The 20,357-nt window shown below is 53.4% G+C and carries 15 protein-coding genes; 7 read left to right on the plus strand and 8 right to left on the minus strand.

What is annotated here, in order from left to right; all coding sequences use genetic code 11:
- Positions 1-282: 282 nt before the first annotated feature.
- From VPK24_RS04200 to psaM, 3 genes are all read right to left on the minus strand, one after another.
- Entirely contained in the window at positions 283-1,071 is a 789-nt protein-coding gene (locus tag VPK24_RS04200) for a hypothetical protein (RefSeq protein ID WP_393010869.1), read from the minus strand.
- 53 nt (positions 1,072-1,124) lie between these two features.
- Positions 1,125-1,760 carry a hypothetical protein gene (locus VPK24_RS04205; RefSeq protein ID WP_393010870.1) on the minus strand — a complete coding sequence of 212 codons (636 nt, stop codon included), beginning with the start codon at positions 1,758-1,760 and terminating at the stop codon, positions 1,125-1,127.
- Positions 1,761-2,106: 346 nt separating this feature from the next.
- The gene (gene psaM / locus VPK24_RS04210; RefSeq protein ID WP_099535010.1) at positions 2,107-2,199 is read right to left on the minus strand and encodes a photosystem I reaction center subunit XII; all 93 of its coding nucleotides are present in this window, start codon (positions 2,197-2,199) and stop codon (positions 2,107-2,109) included.
- 146 nt (positions 2,200-2,345) lie between these two features.
- Here psaM and VPK24_RS04215 point away from each other — a divergent pair, with 146 nt between their 5' ends.
- Positions 2,346-3,134, plus strand: coding sequence for a TerC family protein (locus tag VPK24_RS04215; protein ID WP_393010871.1), 789 nt, complete (start codon positions 2,346-2,348; stop codon positions 3,132-3,134).
- Between the two features lie 322 nt (positions 3,135-3,456).
- Here VPK24_RS04215 and VPK24_RS04220 read toward each other — a convergent pair whose 3' ends face one another.
- The gene (locus tag VPK24_RS04220; RefSeq protein ID WP_393010872.1) at positions 3,457-3,618 is read right to left on the minus strand and encodes a hypothetical protein; all 162 of its coding nucleotides are present in this window, start codon (positions 3,616-3,618) and stop codon (positions 3,457-3,459) included.
- Positions 3,619-5,108: 1,490 nt separating this feature from the next.
- Here VPK24_RS04220 and VPK24_RS04225 point away from each other — a divergent pair.
- The 3 genes from VPK24_RS04225 to VPK24_RS04235 all read left to right on the plus strand — a co-directional run bounded on the left by VPK24_RS04225 (position 5,109) and on the right by VPK24_RS04235 (position 9,585).
- A complete protein-coding gene (locus tag VPK24_RS04225; protein ID WP_393010873.1) occupies positions 5,109-5,876 on the plus strand; it encodes a Crp/Fnr family transcriptional regulator in 768 nt (255 codons plus the stop codon).
- Positions 5,877-6,295: 419 nt separating this feature from the next.
- Positions 6,296-7,396: a hypothetical protein gene (locus tag VPK24_RS04230; RefSeq protein WP_393010874.1), complete on the plus strand. Its 1,101-nt coding sequence runs from the start codon at positions 6,296-6,298 to the stop codon at positions 7,394-7,396.
- 269 nt (positions 7,397-7,665) lie between these two features.
- Positions 7,666-9,585 carry an ABC transporter ATP-binding protein gene (locus tag VPK24_RS04235; RefSeq protein WP_393010875.1) on the plus strand — a complete coding sequence of 640 codons (1,920 nt, stop codon included), beginning with the start codon at positions 7,666-7,668 and terminating at the stop codon, positions 9,583-9,585.
- Between the two features lie 94 nt (positions 9,586-9,679).
- On the opposite strand, the gene VPK24_RS04240 is transcribed toward VPK24_RS04235, so the two are convergent.
- Positions 9,680-11,551, minus strand: coding sequence for a hypothetical protein (locus VPK24_RS04240; RefSeq protein WP_393010876.1), 1,872 nt, complete (start codon positions 11,549-11,551; stop codon positions 9,680-9,682).
- 533 nt (positions 11,552-12,084) lie between these two features.
- Positions 12,085-13,020, minus strand: a complete 936-nt coding sequence (locus VPK24_RS04245) for a hypothetical protein (protein ID WP_190353731.1) — start codon at positions 13,018-13,020, stop codon at positions 12,085-12,087.
- A gap of 722 nt (positions 13,021-13,742) precedes the next feature.
- Between VPK24_RS04245 and pap the strand changes: the two genes are divergently transcribed.
- Both pap and VPK24_RS04255 read left to right on the plus strand, forming a co-directional pair.
- On the plus strand, positions 13,743-15,230 hold the full coding sequence (pap, locus tag VPK24_RS04250) for a polyphosphate:AMP phosphotransferase (protein ID WP_393010877.1): 1,488 nt from the start codon (positions 13,743-13,745) through the stop codon (positions 15,228-15,230).
- Between the two features lie 383 nt (positions 15,231-15,613).
- The gene (locus tag VPK24_RS04255) at positions 15,614-16,003 is read left to right on the plus strand and encodes a hypothetical protein (RefSeq protein WP_393010878.1); all 390 of its coding nucleotides are present in this window, start codon (positions 15,614-15,616) and stop codon (positions 16,001-16,003) included.
- A 353-nt stretch (positions 16,004-16,356) separates the two neighbouring features.
- Here VPK24_RS04255 and VPK24_RS04260 read toward each other — a convergent pair whose 3' ends face one another.
- Positions 16,357-17,349, minus strand: a complete 993-nt coding sequence (locus VPK24_RS04260) for a Sll0314/Alr1548 family TPR repeat-containing protein (protein WP_393010879.1) — start codon at positions 17,347-17,349, stop codon at positions 16,357-16,359.
- A gap of 126 nt (positions 17,350-17,475) precedes the next feature.
- Here VPK24_RS04260 and VPK24_RS04265 point away from each other — a divergent pair, with 126 nt between their 5' ends.
- A complete protein-coding gene (locus tag VPK24_RS04265) occupies positions 17,476-18,111 on the plus strand; it encodes an ABC transporter ATP-binding protein (protein WP_190527756.1) in 636 nt (211 codons plus the stop codon).
- Positions 18,112-18,187: 76 nt separating this feature from the next.
- Here the strand turns inward: VPK24_RS04265 and VPK24_RS04270 are convergent, their stop codons facing one another.
- Positions 18,188-19,951 (minus strand): GAF domain-containing sensor histidine kinase, encoded by a 1,764-nt coding sequence (locus tag VPK24_RS04270; protein ID WP_393010880.1) that lies wholly within the window; start codon positions 19,949-19,951, stop codon positions 18,188-18,190.
- Between the last annotated feature and the right edge of the window lie 406 nt (positions 19,952-20,357).

Raw genomic sequence — 20,357 nt, forward strand, 5'->3', positions numbered from 1 at the left:
TGAGCAAGGACTATGAGTTGTATTCGGAGACGAGTGAAGGGATGATCTATGGCTGCTTAATGCATTTGATGGTGAGAAGATTGGCTGCTCTAGATGCTTAATAATTGATTTATAAATCAGCTCTAATTGTTGATAGTCAGTTGTGGTTAATTGTTGAAGTTGCTGACAGCTAATTGTTGATGGTCAGCCATGGTCAATTGTTGAAGTTGTTAACAGCCAATTGTTAATAGCTAATTATTGACAGTTGATGGCTTGATCGTCTTAAGTGATGGCTTGATTGTCTTAAGATTCTGATCGATTTGCCAGATAGTTCTGAAGCTGCTCGCTCTTTTCAGCAAGCAGAGAGATTTCTGCATCGATCAGATCTTCTAGAAAATAGTCAATCTGGTAAATCAAGCCACTTTTTGGTTCAAAACAACTATCATCCAAACAAGCAAATTGACGCATTAACACATCTACCAATTGCCCAAAGAAATCAGCATAATTTCGCATCTGAAACTCGCCCGCATTGTAAATTGCCAGCAATAAATGTTGCCAGCGATCGAAGGCTGCCCTTTCCTCCTGGGCCTGATCAGTGCTCACCAACCAAGACACAAAGGCATATTGAAACTCTGCCAAAAAGCGATCGGTTTGGCCATGATGGGTTCCCAAAAGAGCATTCACAAATCGGGAGGGTTCGATTGTCGAATCCTGCTGATGGAGCGTTGGAGGAAAAGATTCAGCAGGTAAGTGCATGACCAGGCCATACCAAGCCCCAAAGAGTTGATGAGGATAGTCTTGGTTGGTAGGGCTGAATTGTCCTTGATTGAACTGCTCGATCGCCTGGTCAGCAATTTCGGCGCTGGGGTTAATCAGTCCCCGATCAGGGTCAAAGGTTTTCACCAAGATTTCATCAACCTGTAACCAGCACCAAACTCCCTGGTAATTTTCCCGATCTTTGACCCCAACATAGTGCCAACTCCCTGGCGGAACCATGGTCAGCGCAGTGTTGGAATGCTCGATCGGGAAATAGGCTAAGTCAATTTGAACTTCATCTGCCGGAAGATTCAACAGCAAAATTGAGCTAAACACAAAATTGAGCCAAACATAGGACGAACCAGTATTGCTGCATTTGGGGACTTTGCCTAGGACTGGTGCAACGTGGCAATCACCCAAACATCGCATAGCAATAGCAACAGGGCACAACCCAGCAGGGCAATGTACATCCACGGTTGCGCCAAGGGCCTGACATCACGCATATCAAGGCCCGTTTGTCCTTGCACTTGCTTCACCAAACGGGAAAAGCCCGCAACCCGCATGGGCAGCAAATAGCCTTCGCCCGATCGACTCAGGAAGTAGTAAACCAAGCCGCCTTGACCGGTCGTTTTGGGTTTCAGCGCTTGGATATCGCTCCAGGGCAAAAACCAACCCTTGCGAATCAGCCAGCGAAACCAAACGGGATAGGTGACGCGGATCCCTTCTGTGGTTAGCTCCACCTGTTCAGACAAGGCTCCCCACAACAACACCAGCCCGATCGCCAGGCCAACCCACAGTGTCGAGGGCGAAATGCTTGGGGAAATGCTCGGATCGTTGGTTGCCCCATTCACCTGGGTCAGAAAGGGCAGCGGAAGGGTTAGGGCCCCATAAAGCAAAACCAGGGTGAGCCGAATCAAAATTGAAATTCGGTAGGTTTTGGGGAGGGGGAGTTCTGGGGCGATCGGGGGTTGGGGAGCCGCTGCGGACGATGATGGGGCGATCGAGTTCGGAGGTGGCAAAGACATCCAGCAAACTCCTCAGGCTTCACGATTCTTGATGGTTTTCGCCTCTAGGGTAACGCGCTGGTTCGATCGCCCTCAGCATTTCTACCCCACTAGCGGTTTGTTCATGAGTGCTTTGTTCGTGGGCGCTTTCTTCATGGGCGCTTTCTTCAAGGACGTTTTGCTCAAAACCCATCAGCCCCCAAATCGCCCGCCAGGGATCAGCCGCCAAACATGATAAACCCCCGGTCGCGATCGCCACTGGGGGTTTGCTCAACCGATCTTGAACAGGCTCGCGATCGCGCCCCCCCAAGACCAAGAACTCAATTATCGAGAGCTATCGATTAGCTGCCGATCAACGGACTCGAACTTACTTGTACAGTTCGGTCGAGAGGCGAAAAGCCAAGATGCCGGGGATGATGGCAATAACTAGGGCGACGTAAACTTGCGTATCCGAAAGCATCGCTCTAAAGACTCCAGATGTTAAAGGGACTGACTTCACTACTTTCAACCACCCGGCTCAATTCAGGAATAGGTTCGTTACAAGGCGTAATAACAGCGTTAGGCTAGTAGGAGTTGCAAAATTTGCCATCAGACCATTGGCCCGAAATGCTCGATCAGTTCCTCGACTTTTACCCCAGCTTTGGCGTTGACACCGCGCTGTTGTTATTGGTGTTGGTGGCGTTGGAGGCCGTGCTCTCGGCAGACAATGCAATCGCCCTCGCTGCGATCGCCCAAGGATTGCAGGATCCCCAACAACGCACCCGGGCCTTAAATTTTGGGCTAGTGGCAGCTTTCATTCTGCGCATTGCCCTGATTTTGCTCGCCACTTGGGTGATCCGCTATTGGCAAATTGAAATGGTGGGGGCCCTCTATCTCCTGTGGCTCACCTTCAAGTTTTTCACGGGGGAAAATGACGACGATGGCGAAGGCCACAAGGCATTTCGGTTCCAAAATCTTTGGCAAGCCGTTCCCACCATTGCGCTCACTGACCTGGCCTTTTCTTTGGATAGCGTCACCACCGCGATCGCCATTTCTGACCACACCTGGCTGGTGCTGACGGGGGGAACCCTAGGAATCATCACCCTGCGCTTCATGGCAGGGCTGTTTATCCGCTGGTTAGATGAGTATGAAAACCTGGCGGCCGCTGGCTACGTCACCGTTGGTTTTGTCGGCGCGCGTCTGTTTTTGAAGGCGATCGAGGGAGCCTTGGGGGTCGATCTCTGGATTCCACCCGATTGGATGACGATTAGCTTCATCGCCATCACCTTCATTTGGGGATTCTCGGTGCGCAAGGAGTCTGTACAAACGGAAACGGTTGCCGCAGAGTCGATCGCCCCCAATCCCAACTCCGAAGCCCAAGACCAACCAGCGCCAGAGCCGATCGACCAGCGCTAGGGCCTCTGGCTGAGACATTCCCAATAGAGCCAAACAGGTCTAGACAGATCCCAATAGATCCCAATAGATCTAAACAGATCCAAAATCATTCCAAAAATCCGAAGGATTCCGAGCTGCTCCGCCGGATCTTTCGGATTTGCTATTTGGAGGTGGACTCCAATTGGTGCAGATAAAAATAAACCGCCCAGCGCAGTATTCCAGGGCGATCGCTCAAGTGTTGAGCAGGCATGGCAGACCCACAGTTGGGTATTGAGCAAACCAAAGCCGCGATCGCAGGATGGACTGAACTAGGCGGATAACCAACCTAACGGAGCAAAGAACCTTAGGAGTCGAGACGCTGCCGCGAAAGGGCTTGCAACTGTTGCAACAGGGACTCGATATCCGCTTGCAGGTGCAGGAACTCAATTTGTTGCTTGACATCAAAGGGCAACTGCACTGCCTCTGCCGCCGCCGGTTTAATTACCACAGAAGACGCACTAGCCATAGGTTTATTGAAGAAAAATGAAGATCGTGGTGGTTTGAAGCAAGTATTTTGGCGCAATTCTAACGCGAAGTTTACAATTGTCCACCCCTCGTTACGAATTAACCCCGCCTGAGACAGACCCCGATCGAGACTCTATGACCCACAGTGCGGGCTGATCGCCCCATTTCCCGTGCTTCGGGTGTGGGTTTCCGATTCGGAACCTCACCCCCACCAAGTCTCCGAGGGATCGTTAACCTGTTGCCAGGGGCCGCGGTCATTTTGCACGGAGCGACTTCTCATTCTGTAGCTCAACTCCATGTCCTCAACCCATTGTTTAATTTGATCAACTAATCAAATTGTCAAGATTAGCTAATAACTAAACCAGTTACCTAACCAAATAAACCAGTTACCTAATTGAACTAACGAAGCCAATTACCTGGTTAAACAGCTCGACTCGTTGAAAGATCGCCGCAGAAAATTGCCGAAGCCTCCAGGCATCCAGCATTTTCAGACAGGTACTCCCAGGAGAGTACACTCAGGAAAATTATTCTTAGGGAATTAATTTTCAGAGACTTAATCACGATGGATCAGTCGTAGAAGTGCTTTGTCGAAAACCGCCTTTCTCTTGAAGTGCTGAGGGCTGGAACGACAAAATCAGCATTATTGATTTTTCTCGATTAATTTTGTCTCGATCGACTACATCTCGATCGGTTTTGGTGGCCGGCTCCGGTGGGTTGAACATACCCCTTGATCAGAAAGAGTGCCGACGACTGTCCGTGTTTCGTCTCGGCACTCTTACTGGTTCGCTCCTCACACACCACCAGAATGATAGCCGAGGAATTTGAATCTGTCACCCCATCGCCACCCAAAATTCATCAGGAATTCACGTCCTTGTCATGAAAAACCGTCCCCATCAAGGGTTGGAGCGTTTAAGAAATTTTTTCGCACGTCATGCTTTTGGGGTGGAATCGGCGCAAATCCTGTGGATCGCCCCCCCCGATCGCGTTGTATCAATCCAAGGAACCGACTAGCTGGGCCGGTTTTCTCAAAACATGCCCTAAAACATCCACAAAAATATCCACACAAATATCCACAAAATATTTATTTATCGATATAAACCGATGAAATAAATTCGATGAAATAAATCGAGATGCAATGGATCAAGTCAATGTCAAATCAGCAAACTCAACCGGTCGATCGAGCAGCTCATGCCGCCCAGATCAGGGATTTCGGCTGGATCAAACAAGCCAAAGAAAACTGTGAAAAAATTGAGTAATCATCTACCCGAGTTTTTCCCGAGTTTTGAATATACTGGGCAGCAATAGAACTTTGATACATCCTCCATCCCAGATCGAGACCAGCAGCCCGAAGCGAGAACCCATGAGATTTTGGGTGCAATGTAAACGAGCTGTTTCAGGAATGGGGTCTCCGTATTTTCACGGTTATGATACGGGTGATCCCTTGGGCTATCTACTTTCGATCGCTGTCCCTTTTGCACTGGGTTTCCTGTCATGTATTCGCCTCTGACGCAGTCCGAATTTGATCGCCCTTTCCTGACTTGGCAGCGTGTGCTGGATTGGGCCCAGGATCACTACCGCTGCCGCACTTTCGGCAAAGATGAAAAGATTCCCACTCGCCCGGGCCTCTTGTATCTCGTAGAGCGCGGTGCGGTGCGACTGGTTGGCTCGTCGGTCATGACCGCCACGGCTGCCATTCAGGATCAAGATGAAGACGAGGACGGACTCGATCCCGCAATGGATGAGGCCTTTCTGGGGTTTGTGGGGCCTGGGCAGCCCTTTGAAATCATTGCCCAATCGCCCTTCGCGCTCCAAAGCTACGCCCATGTGGATCGCACCAGTGTGCTGTGGATGTATTGGAACGATTTGGAAAACTGGCCCCACTTCCGCCGTGAAGTGCTGGATGCGTTCCGTCAACAGCATCAACGGAAATTGCTTTGGTTGAGCACCTTGGGTCAACGCCGCACGATCGATCGCCTGTTGGGTTATCTGACCCTCCTGATTGAGGAGTTTGGTCAAACCTGTGATGATGGCTACTACTTGCCCTGGACGCTAACCCATGCCCAAATTGGCAGCGCGATCGGCTCAACGCGAGTGACCGTGACCCGCCTGATGGGGAAACTGCGGAAGCGCGGCCTGATTAGCACCTATGGCGATGGTCTGATTTGCCTGCCAGCGGAAGTGATGGGTAAATCCTTGCGAGATGTCAGCCCCAAAGCAACCCTGATTACCGAGTCTCTACCCCTGGCTGCGGCTGTGTAGGCGAGATTAAGAGATCGGGACTAGGGCGGGGCGACGGCGAAGCGACGCGGACATGGTTGCCTTTGGTTTTCGCTGTCCTCATGGTTGTCCTACTGGCCACCGGCTCGGGTGTCCTAATTGACTGCCCTAATTGACTGCCCTAATTGTTGGTCATTCCCAAGGATCCTCGGTTGAGGGAGCAGCAGCCTACGGCAAATCTACACCGCTGAAGCAAAATAGAGACGGTTCTGGTTGAAAGTGACGGAAACGGAAATCAATGAGCCGGATTCTGAACCATGGATTCAGAGTCCGGTTTCGATCGCTTTCCCGTGAGTTCGCTTTCGGTTTAGAACTTTGGTTCGCATCGTCGCTGGGAGGGGGGAAATGCCAAGCCAGGACGATTGCTGTTGCTCTTTTTTGGTACTGCTGCACCAGGGCCTATGACGGCGCAATCTTCGGTTCTTGATCTTGCTCGCCAGGGAGATCCCATGGCGATCGCCCGGTTGATGAATCAATCCCTTGAGCCTGCCGGGGTACAAGTCCGCACGGATCTTGTCCAGGATTGCCTGACGGTGATGGCGGCGGGCGAGTTGGGGCCGCCAGACCAGGACTTTTTGGTGGATTTTGTGCGGCGGGGAATGCTGGGGCTGGCTGCGCCCGTGGTGCGGCGGGTGGTGGTGCAGGGCTATGCGCCCGGGGCGGCGGCTCCCAGTTGGCAAATGGGTATTGATCTGCAAGAGGCCGGAACGATCGCGCCTCACCCATTGGTGACCCAGCCTTCGAGTCGATCGCGCCGGGCCGGAGGAGCACGTTCTAGGCAACCCTCGGGGCGATCGGTTGTTCATACCGTGGCCGCCACGGATGCCACCCTGTCCACGCCACGGGTCATCGGCTGGGTGAGCATTTTGGCCTTGGCGATCGGGGCCACAGCGGCGGCCCGCTGGGCCATCTCCTGGCTCGGAGAAACCAACATCTACGAAGTGGCCTACGTGGGCCATTTCCTCCGCAGTTTGGAAATTTTGGAACTGCTGAATCTATTGGTGTTTGCCGTGTTGGGCATGGGCGCAGGCATTGCAGCCGGTGTGTTGCCGCCCCCTCGGGGCCAACAACTCACTGCACTCGTGTTGGCCGTAGCTGTGCCCGGCCTGTTTGCCATTGCTCCGGCCGTGCGGCAACAGGCCTGGATTAACCGCGCCGCCGACCATCAGCGGATCACGCCCGAGCAAGCCAAAATTCAAGTTGAGCGCTTTTTGAGCAAGCAAGTGGGACAAAGCGGTCTTTGGGGGTTTTATACCTACTCAGCTCGCTATCCAGAATTGCCCTTGGCTCCGGATGCCATGCGGGAAATTCCCACCATCGATCGACAGGTGAAAGCTACCCTTGCCAATTTGCTGCGCTGGCAAACCAAATCCATTGAGCAACTGTTGGAGGGTTGCACTTGGGGTGTGCGGGGTTTTTATCTCCTGTTGGCCGTGCTCACCACCTTGACCCACTTTCAACAGGGCTTGCGCTACGGGTGGCGTTGGTTTGGCTGGCGCTAGTAGCGTGGCTGTCTTAATTCGCTGGGTTAAATGACATGGCTGTTACTGTCACCTGATCGTTAAGCAGCAAGATGCTCAAGCCCCTTGTTACCACGACTGGCTCCGCAACTTTGACCCAATGCCTTAAGCCTGTCACGCTACTAGGCCAATCAACGGCTTGGAACAAGATTCAGAAATTCAGTTGGTAGAATCAGGGCAATTTTCCTGGGTGGATAGTTTCACTGTCGCCCGCTCGATCGCACCCTTTGGCAACGCACCCTTTGGCAACTATGACCATCTTCCCCGTCCTTGACATTCGCAATTTGCAAGTGGAATTTGGTGCCGGTGAGTCGGCCATGCGAGCGGTGGATGGGTTGTCCTTGCAGTTACAGCCCGGTCAAACCTTGGGACTAGTGGGGGAATCCGGCTCGGGAAAATCCGTCACGGCCTTGGCGATCGCGGGGTTGCTGCCCGAATTGGGTCGCGTCAGGGGGGATGGCATTTGGTATCGAGAACCTAATGCCGAAGAAGCGGTGAATTTGCTGAAGCTTTCGCCGGAAGCCCTGCGGCGTTACCGAGGGCGACGGATTGGCATGATTTTTCAGGAACCCATGAGCGCCCTGAATCCGGTCTATACCTGTGGGTTCCAGATCATTGAGGCGATTCGATTGCACCGGGGCCTTTCGGAGGCGGCGGCCCGACAACAGGCGATCGCCCTGTTGCAGGAGGTGAAATTGTTGCCGCCGGAGTTGGAACTGCGGGCCCAAATTCGCGATCAGTGGCGCAACGGCAACCCCAGCGATCGGGAATTGCAACAGGCCGTGACCCAACGCCAACAGGCCATGCTCGATCGCTACCCCCACCAAATGTCCGGTGGTCAGCTCCAGCGGGTGACGATCGCGATCGCCCTGGCCGGCGACCCGGCGATTTTGATTGCCGACGAACCCACCACCGCCTTGGATGTGACCGTGCAGGCGCGGATCTTGGAACTGCTGCGGGAGTTACAACGCCACCGCGCCATGTCCATTCTGTTCATCACCCACGATTTGGGGCTAATTGCAGAACTGGCGGACGATGTGGCGGTCATGTACCAGGGGCAGTTGGTGGAGCAGGGATCCGTGGAGCAAATTTTTACCGCCCCCCAACATCCCTATACCCAAGGGCTGCTGGCTTGCCGGCCGCGGCCAGAATTGCGGCTGCGCTATTTGCCCACGGTGGCGGACTTTTTGAGTGCAGCAGCGCGGGATTCAGCCCCGATCGAACCGGGTTCCTCGGCCACGTCCCTTGCGCCCCAGGCCCCGATCGCCCTGGCCATTCCACCGGACGAAACACGCGATCGACTCACCAAGCTCCAAGCATTGCCGCCCCTGCTGTCCGTGCGGGATTTGCGCGTGGCCTACGCGGTCAAGGGTTGGCTGGGCATGGCCCAACGGCACGCCTTGGCTGTGAATGGTGTGTCCTTTGAGGTGTTTCCTGGGGAGACCTTGGGTCTGGTGGGTGAAAGTGGTTGCGGCAAAAGCACCCTGGCGCGATCGCTCCTGCGGTTGATTGAACCCATGGGCGGCCAAATTCGCTTTGATGATCAAGACATTTTGCAGCTCAAGGGCAAAGCGCTACGGGCCCTGCGGCGCGAAATGCAAATTATTTTCCAAGATCCCTTCAGTTCCCTGAATCCGCGAATGACCATTGGGACCGCGGTCATGGAACCGATGCTGATCCATGCCCAAGGCAAAACCAACCACCCCCTACCCGCCCGCAAAATGTATCGCGAGCAGGCGGCCTACCTCCTGGAGCGGGTGGGTCTCAAGCCCGACTGGATGAACCGCTATCCCCACGAGTTCTCTGGCGGTCAGCGCCAACGGATTTGCATTGCCCGGGCGCTGGCCTTGAATCCCAAGTTTCTAATTTGTGATGAGTCTGTGTCGGCGTTGGATGTGTCGGTGCAAGCGCAGGTGCTGAATTTGCTGAAGGAATTGCAGAGCGAATTTAGTTTGACTTACATTTTCATTTCCCATGATTTGGGCGTGGTGAAGTTCATGAGCGATCGAATTGCCGTGATGAACCAAGGCCGGTTTGAGGAGTTGGGCCCCGCTGATCAGGTCTATGACCACCCTCGGGAAGATTACACGCGCCAACTGATCGCGGCCATTCCCAAGAACCGATTCGATCGCACCATGGTGCAACCCCAACCCGATCGCCAGGCTTCTTGAGCCGATGCCAAACAAGATCAGCCTGAAAAACCAGCAACGCGACAAGCGCCTAACAAGCAGTTAAGCCCAACCAGCCGGTGATAAGCATAAGCCGCTAAATCGATCGCCAGTTGCCCAGCCGCTCAATTAACCGCTGCACCACTCCCATCAGTTGCGTCAACTCTTGCGATCGGGGGTTGAAGTCTTGAGACAGGGAAGCCCGCACCTGCATCTCCGCTAGCTTCTTTTGTAGTTGGCGGGTCAGGTCGATCGCATCTTGGCTCAGTTTCGAGAGCTGTTGGCGCTGATGAAACTTCAAGGCCGCTCCTCGCAAAACCTGCAACGTGGCCTCTTCGCCCAACCGGCCCGGCGCAATTCGCAACCGCAGGAGCAACAACTCACTGCGATAGATGCGCTCGATTTCGACCTGACGCGGTTTCCCCACGGGAGGCAACAGGGGCAAATTAGCCAGCAACTTTAGCTCATCGATCACCCCTTGAAAGGTGGAAGGGAGCAACGGATCCAGGGCCGCTTGCATAATCCCATCGCGGCTACAGAGAATTCGGGTGCGATCGATCTCAGGGCGATCAAAATATAGCCGGCCAATCCCTCCTTCAATCGCCCTTTGCAACAACTCTTGCATCAGGGCCCGAGGCGGCAAATCCCCCAATTCCGACAGCGGGCGATCGGCATAGCGAGTGTGCAACACCAGAGGACTGGGGTTTAAGTCGGCCCACTCGATCGGGACGGACACCGTGGGATGAATCCAAGCAGCCTCCACCTCCGAAGCACTCGGAACAGCGGTTTGGGCCGGTGGAGTCGATCGCTCCAACGCCTGCACCAAAGCTTGCTCCAACTCCGCCAACTCCGCCGGTAAATCTACGGATCCATTTGTCGGTCGCTCAGTAGACAAATCGACAGACAAATCGACGGGCAACGGGGAAGGGGCCGCGCCCTGTCCTGTGCCTAGGTCACTAGCAGTCACCACTGCATGGTTCGTAAGGGTATCCATAGGTAGATCCGGAATATCATCCGATGTCAGCGAAGGGGAGCCGCAGGCTTCCGCTAACTCCCCATTCCGGTGCAATTGTTGCCAATCAGGATCTGGGGTACTTTGGGCCGCCGTCGCCAGGGTTTCGGTCACGTCCACCGCTCCCAAGTCCACCGATCCGGGATCCACCAGCGAGGGATGTGCCGCCAGGTGATGCAACTGATGTTCCTCGGAACTGCCGGCGCTTAAACAATTCTGGGGACTGGCCCAAGGGTCAAATGGTTCGGAGTTGTCATGGTTTTGAAACCGACCAACCGGTTGGGTTTCCAGGTCGTCGTCTGGATCTGGCTCGTCTGGGGGCGGCAGAGCGCCAAACTGATTCCAATGCGCAAAGTCTGCGGGAGCACTGACGGTTTCTCCCAACTCATCCAACTCCTCATCGTCCCAATCGTCCATCAAATCATCCACAACAAAACCATGCTCGATCGGTGGCAAGGCCGGTTGCAAATCTGAAAGACAATCGCTGACTTCCACCAGGGGACGTAGTTCCGGATCCAGCGGCCCGGAATCTGTTTCCGCGCCCAAGGTGCCATGGCCCAACGAGGCCGCTGGCGAATCTTGAGCAGCGTTCGGTTGGGGGCTGGCCGGGGAGGGTTGCCAAGATTCAGAATGGTTGGGTTCTACGTAACCCTCAGACTTTCGCTGACAGTCATAGTTCAAAAACGCGGAAAGCAGTTCCTGCTGAGTTTTCAGGGCGATCGGGCGGTAGACCAACTGATCATTCAGGTGAGCGAGCATCCGCTGGACATAGCTCAAGTCCGCGTCGCGATTCACCACACCCAAGATGATTTGATCGTCTTGCCGGTCTAGGGGCAAGACTTGGTGATAGAGGCAAACTTCAAACGGCAAGATACGATCGATCAGCGCAAAGACTCGCTCAGGATCGGGCTGAACGAGGGGATCAATCGGGGATGGTAACGACTCTTGGGCAGACACCGGCGGTGCTAACCTCAGGCAATACAAAACATCGATATTTCACGACAACCATTGACACAGATCAACGGCCTGCCACCGGATGGCGCAGGATGTCGATCGCCTTGGATGAACCCCATGGGGCCGAAAAACCCCATGGCCATTGTACGGCGGCAACTACGGCAGCAACTTCAGAACACATGGCGCGATCGCTCTGCCAGGGGGTTAGGGATACCGTACTTCCGAACGTTTGAATCGTAACGTCTGGATCGCAATGTCTGGATCGCAATGTCTGGATCGCAATGTCTGGATCGCAATGTCTGGATCGCAATGTCTGAATCGCAGCGTCTGAATTCCACTTCTCAGTCCATGGCTGTGATCTTCAGGCGCGAGGGTCTTCAGGCGCGAGGGTCTTCAGGCGCGATCGGCCTCCATCAAAAAAGGCCCACCGTAAAATCCACTATTCCTCAAGGCAGTGAACAATCCGGGAAATATTCGGTTCAAACGGCGAATTAAGAACACCTTGAGCGCTTTTGTGCCCATCATATCGCAGCGAACTATCCAACCGAGTAGCCAGTAGCAAAGGATACATCTTCATAGGGGAGGGTTGGCCCTAAAGGCGGACTCTCCCCAAAGGTCTGAGGGGCGATCGACTCTGAAATGGGCCAGAGACCTGGCGGAGCAGCAAGGGCCACGGAGCGATCAGATTCCGCAGGGTGACCGGAATTCGCGGCTCCTTGGGCGTTGTCCAGTCGATCGGCGCGATCGACCTTGGCCAATCCATCATCCCCCGTTGTTCCGGCCGTTACCCAGGGCGACAGGGTACGCAATGCCTCAGCCGGTGCGGGCGATTGCAGATCGATCGCCCACCGGTCTATCAGTTGAGCCATCGCTTGATGCGTAGCCGTTTGCTGACTCACCAGAGCTTGCAACACATCGCAAAGGGCAAACACCTGATATTCCTGCTGCTTAATTTGCTGTCCTTGCTGTTGCAAATGTTGATTCTGTTGGGCCAATAACTGCCCCTGCTGTTCCCAATGTTGCGCCTGTTGTTCAAGATTGCGTTGGCAGAATTGCTCTAGAACCTGTTGCAATTGTTGCCCCTGTTGTTGAATTTGCTGAATTTGCTGATTTTGCAGCACAATTTGCTGCTGAGTTTGTCGCTCAATTTGCTGGCTAATCTGCTGTTCGATTTGCTTTCCAATTTGCTGATTAACTTGCTGATTCACCTGTTGATGAATCTCTTTCGATTGTTGCTGAATTTGCCAATTTTGCAATTCAAGTTGTTGTTCGATTTGGCGCTCGATCTTTTCTTCAATTTGTTGTCCCTGTTGCTGCAAAGTTTTTTGCAAGAACTCACCCTGCTGCTCCAAGCATTGACTCAGCCGATCGAGCTGACTGGAGAGGCATTGAACCGCTTCTGCTGTCCGTAGCGAGATTTGCCCTAGCTCCAAAACCACCGACTGCATCTGATCGCGCCAAGAATCAGTCATACCCATTACCAACTCAGGGAGTAATAATCGCAAGGAGCACCCCCTAGCCCTGAATTTCGATTTGGAAATCCTTGATCTCAAATCCAAGCAACGAATAATCAAAGGCAACAGCTTTGATTAAACTGGCTAAGAGTGAGTTGGATGGTCTGAATTGTCCAGCTAAGAAATTTCAATCAAGGTTTCAAGGCGTAGATAGAGCATAGATTACAAGCAAAATCATTAAATCCTGACCAACATCAAGCATTCATAGGGTATTGATCAAAATCAAAATCAAAATCGAAAATGACCAAATTCCCAATAATCAAAAACATTGATCAAGATTTAATATTTTTTGAATCGCAATTCAGCAAAACTCCTTTGAAACTTGATTGAAACTTAATGGAACCTGCGGGCAAGACCTCCAAATTTCGTCAATTACACCCTGCCAAGTGGGCCGATCGAACTCTTGTCGATCGGGCTGTTTTCGGCAAATTGCTGCGAAAACTGTCGCAATTTGGATGGATGACGATCGGGCTGAGGAGTTGCTCGACTAAAGTCTTCTTTACGTTTTGCAGCAGACCGGAACAGCAATCGCTAAGGTTGTGGCAATTGATGACAGAAGTGCAAGGCCGCGCTGCTGGGGTTGGCGATGACGGTGATTGCGCATCAGGCTCCGTCACTGCCCGCCATGCACCGTGATTACTGCCGTTGCTTCGTGCCACTGCTCGCCTGGAGGACAAGCCATGCTGGACATGTTGGATCTCAGCCTGAAGCTGGATAAGGCCACCTATGTCGCAGAGCGCGATCGCTTGGCTCTTCAGTTGCGATCGCTCCAAGCGGACTGTCGGGAAGCCCAATTACCGGTGATTATTGCCCTGGAAGGCTGGGCGGCGGCGGGCAAGGGGGCGATCGTCAAGGAATTGCGCGACTCCTTGGATCCGCGCGGCTTTCAAGTACATCCAATTTTTCCGCCAGAACCCCATGAGCTGGGATTTCCCTGGTTGCGGCGTTTTTGGTTGCGGTTGCCGGAAGCGGGCACGATCGGGCTGTTCTATCACAGTTGGTATAGCCACCTGCTGGAAGATCGCCTGTTTGGCCGGCTGCCGGATCCACAGTTTCCCGAAGCCACCCGGGAAGTGAATGCCTTTGAGCGACAGTTGGCGGATAAAGGCGCGGCGATCGCCAAATTTTTCATCCATCTCGGCCGTGATGAGCTGAAAAAGCGCCTGAAAAAGTACCAAGCGGATCCTTTTCAGGCTTGGCGGGTGCGACCGGAAGATTGGCAACAGGCCAAGCACTATCGCCAATATCGGGACTTGGCGGAAGCGATGCTGGCGGAAACCAGCACAGGAGCGGCTCCTTGGACTTTGGTGGAAGGCAACAGCCGCCGCTGGGCGGTGATCAAAGTGTTGAGCGAAACCATTGCCACCATTGCCGGAGCGCTCGATCGCCAACGCAGCCAGGCTTCTCCCCCGCCCCCCCTGCCGGCCCAAGCGGAGTTGCATCCCGGTGAACCGGACTTGCTGGCACGGGTGAACCTTAGTCAAGCCCTGTCTCGCAGTAAATATGAACGGAAACTGGCGGAACAGCAGGCCCGGCTGCGATCGCTGCAAATGCAAATCCATCGCCAACGGTTACCCGTGCTGGTGTTGTTTGAAGGTTGGGACGCGGCGGGCAAGGGGGGAGCCATCTCGCGGTTAACGGGCATGTTGGATCCCCGCAGCTATGCGGTTCATGCCTTTGCGGCCCCCACGGCGGAGGAGCGCGCGCACCACTACCTGTGGCGATTTTGGCGCTGGTTACCGGCGGCGGGCACAATCGGAATTTTTGATCGATCGTGGTACGGGCGGGTTTTGGTAGAACGAATTGAAGGATTTGCCACCGAAACGGAATGGCGACGGGCCTATCAGGAAATTAATGAATTTGAAAGCCAATTAATGTCCAGTGGCATGGTGTTGGTGAAAGTTTGGTTGCACATCAGCCCAGAAGAACAACTGCGCCGGTTCCAGGAACGCAAAGACAATCCCTTCAAGCAATACAAACTCACTGACGAGGATTGGCGCAATCGGGAGCGGTGGCCCCTGTATTCGGTGGCAGTGAACCAAATGGTGCAACGAACTCACACGCCCTTGGCCCCTTGGACTTTGATTGCCGCAGAGGATAAGTACTTTGCACGGGTTGCGGTGGCCACGGCGGTGGCCGACGCGATCGAACGTCGCCTCACTCGCTAGTGATCGCTCCGTGAACGTCGAGATCCCAAAAATCCAAAAGATCCAAAAGATCCGAAACGTGGAAATACCGACGGTCAAAAACATCAATTCAAGACAATCATCCACGGCCCCTCGTCGATCGAACCGAGGACAGATACAATGCTGAGAACAAGTGTTGCGAAACATTGCATTTTGTAAGCAATTGTACCTAGTCTGTAAAGGCCGCCTTTACAGGTGAATGAGCAGCCAGCGCAATTGCTGTCTCGGCGATCGACCCCGAACCTTGCCCCAGAGCCACTTTCTGTGTGGAGCGTCAGGGCGCGGTCTCACTTGCGATCGCCTCATCAATCCCGCAACGGTTCTCGCAACGGCTAATACCCCACCACTCACCTGACGACGAAACCATGCCGATCGGCCCCCTGAAGAACCTCTTCGGTTCCCAAAAAGACGCTTTCTTCTTGGAAATTGGTGATGCACAAGGTACGGGGGACAGCACCCCGGCCGCCCCGGCTCCCCAAGCCCCCGCTGTGGTTGCGAAACCGGCAGCCCCCGTGGCCGCCGCTCCAGAAGCTCCAGCCCCAGCCCCCAAGAGCACCAAAACCAGCATCAAAGCAGCCAAGGCCGCAGCCCCGGCCAAGCCGGCCGAGCCACCCAAGCCGTTTCCGGCCCCGGTGACCCTGCCGCCGGAAACGGCTTTTGCATCGAAGTTTGTGCCCAGCAACACGCCGCGCCGTCGTCCGGGCCCCAGCCTGAATGGCTTCAAAGATATGGTTCGGGATATGGGTCGCCGCTAAGGCTGATGCGATCGCCCAAACAGGTCGATCGATCTGGTGCAAATCATCAATTCAGCAAGATTTCAGCAAGATTTCAGCAAGATTCAGGATTCAGTACCCATTCAGCAGGGGGCTTCGGCCCCTTCTTTTTTTGACATCCTCCCTAAAGGCATGGGGATTCCGGCCCTAACCGAACCACCGAAGTTCTCCGGTAGGTTGGGTTGAGCTTCGCGAAACCCAACTCGGTCACTGCAAGCCTTGTTGCTGTTGGGTTTCGTGCCTCAACCCAACCTACAAGATGATCGTTGATCAGCCGATCTGGAGGAAAGGGATTTTCGTGAAAGAGGTCTACTGATTCCAAGCAGGGGCCCAAATTAGCCGCGCAGGTTGCGAATTTCCCGCTGCACTCGCCGCAACTCGTTTTTTTCCAAATGCCGAATCACGGCGCGGGGCATTTGCTCCCGCTGGGCCAACACCTGCAAAAACAGGGCTTCCGATTGCTTCAGCAAATCAAGATTTTGGCTGCTGCGTCCTTGTTCATAGAGAATTTGCCCTTTTAAATGCCAAAGGTCGGGATTTTGGGGACTCTTGGCCAAGGAGCGATCAACCGAGGCGATCGCCTGGGAAAAGTTTTTGCGACGGCGGTAAATGGCCGCCAACAGGCGATCGACCACATAGTCAGGGCTGCCCCGCTGGAGGGAGTTCACAGCCCCATCCACATTGCCAAAGGGCAAATTATCCGCCAACAACACATCCAGCGATCCCCGAATCAAGTTCAGTTCCGGATCGTTGGGACTGATGGCCGCCGCTGCATCCAAAGCTTCGTTAACCTGGGACAGTTTGGCCAGGGCTTCTGGTGCGCCTTGGAGGGGGCCGCGACCACCTTCGGACACAATAAACGCCCCTTCCAGAAAATGTCCCACGCCGATGTAGAGGTTACCGCGCAGGGCATCAGTGGTTTTGAGGGTGTTGGCAGCGGCGAGGGTCTGATTGGCAGCGGTTTGCACCTGATCCCACTGGCCATCGAGATAGGCCAATGCACCGGCTAAGGCATAGCCCAAAGGCTCTTGGGGTTCTTGGGCGATCGCCTCTTGGGCTAAACGGCGGGCCGCGGGGTAATTACCATTTTTGAACAGCATGACGAAGGCCGCCTCAGCCCGATCGCCCACGGGGCGAGGATTCTGGGATCGGAACGGATCCGCCCCGGCCGGCAAAGCCCCCCAGCCCCAGAACAGCCCGATCGCCCCAGCCAGCCAAGCCATTGATATTGACAGCGATCGGGACAGGCGGGGCCGAGTCGATCGCTTTCGAGCGCGATCGGCCACCACAGGAGATCGCCCTTGAGCAACAAAGCGGCCGAGATCCATAACCATCACTCCTGAACGTATCGAAATATCGGATCGAACAATCGAACATGCGTTGAATCATTCATTCGAGCCGTTGAGTAGCCCCCTACAATAGGGCCCGATCCACCTCCGCGCCCCCTTTCTTCCATGCTGCGTTTGGACTCCGTTAGCTATCACCCCGCCGCCGCCGCCAAGGCCATTTTGCACCAAGTGAATCTGGAATTGGTTCCCCAACAACTGACCTTGGTGATTGGCCCCAGCGGTTCCGGTAAAAGCACCCTGTTGGAAATCTTGGCCGGCTTGGCCAGCCAAACCAGCGGACAAGTGCTGTGGCGCGATCGCCCCCTATTTCCCGAGTCCCTGCAACAGTTAGCGGGGTTGGTGTTTCAATTTCCTGAGCGGCATTTTTGCGGCTCCACCGTGCTCGAAGAATTGCGGCTAGGTCACCCGGAAATTAATTCAGAGCAAATTCACGAGGCTCTGATCGCTGTGGGGTTGGAACAGTTGGCCCTGAATATCTCGCCCTACACCCTCAGTGGTGGCCAGCAACGGCGCTTGGCTCTGGCGGTGCAACTGATTCGCCAACCCAGCATTTTGCTGTTGGACGAACCCACCGCCGGGTTGGATTGGTCCATGCGACAACAGTTGGCCGGTTTGCTGTCGCGATTGAAGGCCCATTGGACTTTGTTGGTGGTCACCCATGATCCCAGTGATCTTTTGGATGTGGCAGATCGCTGTTGGCAGCTTCAGCAAGGGCAACTCACCCCCGCCCCTGCGGCTTAGCCTCTGCCGATCGCCCCGCAGCTCAGACCCATTCAGGCATTCTCTTCAGTTCTCGATCGAGCCTTTTGCCCGGCGTTCAACAGGGCAAAGTGAGCGTGAATGTGCTGCCTTCGCCCACTTGGGATTGCAAATCGATCGCCCCGCCATGGGTTTCCACCACAATTTGATGGGCAATAGCCAACCCTAGGCCGGTTCCTTTGCCCACTTCTTTGGTGGTGAACATATAGTCAAAAATTCGCCGTTGAACCTCAGGGGGCATCCCCGGCCCATCATCCGCAATCATAATTTGAATCCCCGACTCGATCGCCCTTGTGCTAATCGTAATTTGGTGCGGCGATTGGGCTAATTCTTGAAAACTTTTGCCTTCGCTCAATTCATCGATCGCGTCAATTGCATTGGCCAAAATATTCATAAAAACCTGGTTGAGCTGCCCCGGAAAGCAGTTAATTTCCGGCAATTGGCCATAGTGGGTCACTACTTCAATTTTCGGTCGTTGCTCATTGGACTTGAGCCGATGTCGCAAGATCAAGACCGTACTATCAAGCCCATCATGCACATTAAAAGGTTGCTTTTCAGCCCCATCTGTCCGCGAAAATATTCTCAAACTCTGGCTAATGGCAGCAATTCGATCGCCCGAATCCTTAATGGCTTGCATCACATCCGGCGCGTCTTGCCGCAAATAGTCCAGGTCGATCGCATCTAATTGCTGTTCAATCGTGATGCCCGGCTCAGGGAAATTCGTTTGATAGAGATTCAAAGTTTCCATCAAATCAAGCATGTAGTTCTGCATAATGCTGACATTGCCCACAATGCACCCAATTGGGTTATTAATTTCGTGGGCTACCCCCGCCACCAAATTTCCCAAAACCGACATTTTTTCAATTTGCACCAGTTGCAATTGTGTCTTTTGCAGTTGCAAGAGTGCCTGTTCCAATTCTTCAGATTTTTGGCGAATGGCCGCTTCCACAGCCTTGCGATCGCTAATGTCCCGGACGATCGCTTGCAAAATTGCCTGATCATCTATTTCCATTCGGCAGAGCTGCACTTCGGCGATAAACTCCGAACCATCCCAGCGGCAATGTTGCCACTCAAAACGGTCATAGCCCTGAGTAAGTGCCGTCACAATATGCTCAGTGGCGGCCTCGCTCGATAAGCGCCCGCTGGGTTGATATTTCGGAGAAATTTGCGAAGGATGTTTACCACAAAATTCTGATTTCGCTGGACATTTAAAAATAGCCAACGTTGCCGAATTACAATCCACAAAGCACTTTTCGCTCAGGAGCATAATTGCATCATTATTAGACTCATACACGGCACGCAACCGAGATTCATTGCGCTGCACGGTTTGGTAAAGTCTTGCATGATCTAGGGCGATCGCGGCTTGGTTTGCCAAGCAATCTAAAACCATGAGCCGATCGTCCGTAAAGAGTCCCTGAGCCGATCGATGTTCCAGATATAAAATGCCCAATAGAGTCTCTTGGTTCAGCAGTGGCAAGCAAAGCAAACTTTGAGGACGATGAATTTTTAAATAATTGCCAATCACAGGCAAATCAGTGCAGAGATTTTCAATGACAATTGGTTTTAGGTGCGTTTCTGCGTATTGAATGAGCTTACTGGGCACATCTTGGCTATATTCAAGAGGCAGCGTTGTTAGCTGCACCCCGCGATCATCTGCCAGGGCCCGCAGTTCCCACTCACCGTCTTGCAATAGAAGTAGGGCGCATTTTTCTGCTCCTGAATATTCCAGAGCATGGCTGGACAACACTTGCAGCAGCTCGTTGATTTCAATGGTGCGAGCGATCGCCTGGGAAACTCGAAAAAGCGTTGACAGATGAATCATGGTTAGGGGCTTGATTCTGTCGGTAAGGGCTTAAACAATCAACGTCCGTAGCCAATTCACTTCAACAGGCAGCAAAAATTCGTCAATAAAGATACAAAACGAGAAAGAATGCAAATTATAAACCGCATAAGGAAACATGCTTAATATGCAAGAATACACGAATAACGTATAAGGATATCGACTTTTATACAAAAATGAAATAAGAGAAACTGAAAGGAAGGTTTTAAAAATAGTTATCTTAAATTAAACTCAAGCTAATTTAAACTCAAGCTAATTGTTCTGGCAATTATCAGGATTGCTGTTGATGATGACTTGAATTCTGGCTTCAAGTCGTTTTTGGGGCAACGATCATTCGACAGTCAGCCAGAATTGCTGCCACAAACGGTCTTGGGTTGCTTGATTGTTC

The sequence above is a fragment of the Limnothrix redekei LRLZ20PSL1 genome, from assembly GCF_043235035.1.
Taxonomy (GTDB): domain Bacteria; phylum Cyanobacteriota; class Cyanobacteriia; order CACIAM-69d; family CACIAM-69d; genus CACIAM-69d.

Bases quoted from the DNA above. Each gene is read 5' to 3' on its own strand.
- VPK24_RS04230 (WP_393010874.1), top strand. From the start codon at position 6,296: ATGACGGCGCAATCTTCGGTTCTTGATCTTGCTCGCCAGGGAGATCCC.
- VPK24_RS04205 (WP_393010870.1), bottom strand. From the start codon at position 1,760: ATGTCTTTGCCACCTCCGAACTCGATCGCCCCATCATCGTCCGCAGCG.
- pap (WP_393010877.1), top strand. From the start codon at position 13,743: ATGCTGGACATGTTGGATCTCAGCCTGAAGCTGGATAAGGCCACCTAT.
- VPK24_RS04215 (WP_393010871.1), top strand. From the start codon at position 2,346: ATGCTCGATCAGTTCCTCGACTTTTACCCCAGCTTTGGCGTTGACACC.
- VPK24_RS04255 (WP_393010878.1), top strand. From the start codon at position 15,614: ATGCCGATCGGCCCCCTGAAGAACCTCTTCGGTTCCCAAAAAGACGCT.
- psaM (WP_099535010.1), bottom strand. From the start codon at position 2,199: ATGCTTTCGGATACGCAAGTTTACGTCGCCCTAGTTATTGCCATCATC.
- VPK24_RS04270 (WP_393010880.1), bottom strand. From the start codon at position 19,951: ATGATTCATCTGTCAACGCTTTTTCGAGTTTCCCAGGCGATCGCTCGC.
- VPK24_RS04265 (WP_190527756.1), top strand. From the start codon at position 17,476: ATGCTGCGTTTGGACTCCGTTAGCTATCACCCCGCCGCCGCCGCCAAG.
- VPK24_RS04225 (WP_393010873.1), top strand. From the start codon at position 5,109: ATGTATTCGCCTCTGACGCAGTCCGAATTTGATCGCCCTTTCCTGACT.
- VPK24_RS04235 (WP_393010875.1), top strand. From the start codon at position 7,666: ATGACCATCTTCCCCGTCCTTGACATTCGCAATTTGCAAGTGGAATTT.
- VPK24_RS04245 (WP_190353731.1), bottom strand. From the start codon at position 13,020: ATGACTGATTCTTGGCGCGATCAGATGCAGTCGGTGGTTTTGGAGCTA.
- VPK24_RS04220 (WP_393010872.1), bottom strand. From the start codon at position 3,618: ATGGCTAGTGCGTCTTCTGTGGTAATTAAACCGGCGGCGGCAGAGGCA.
- VPK24_RS04260 (WP_393010879.1), bottom strand. From the start codon at position 17,349: ATGGATCTCGGCCGCTTTGTTGCTCAAGGGCGATCTCCTGTGGTGGCC.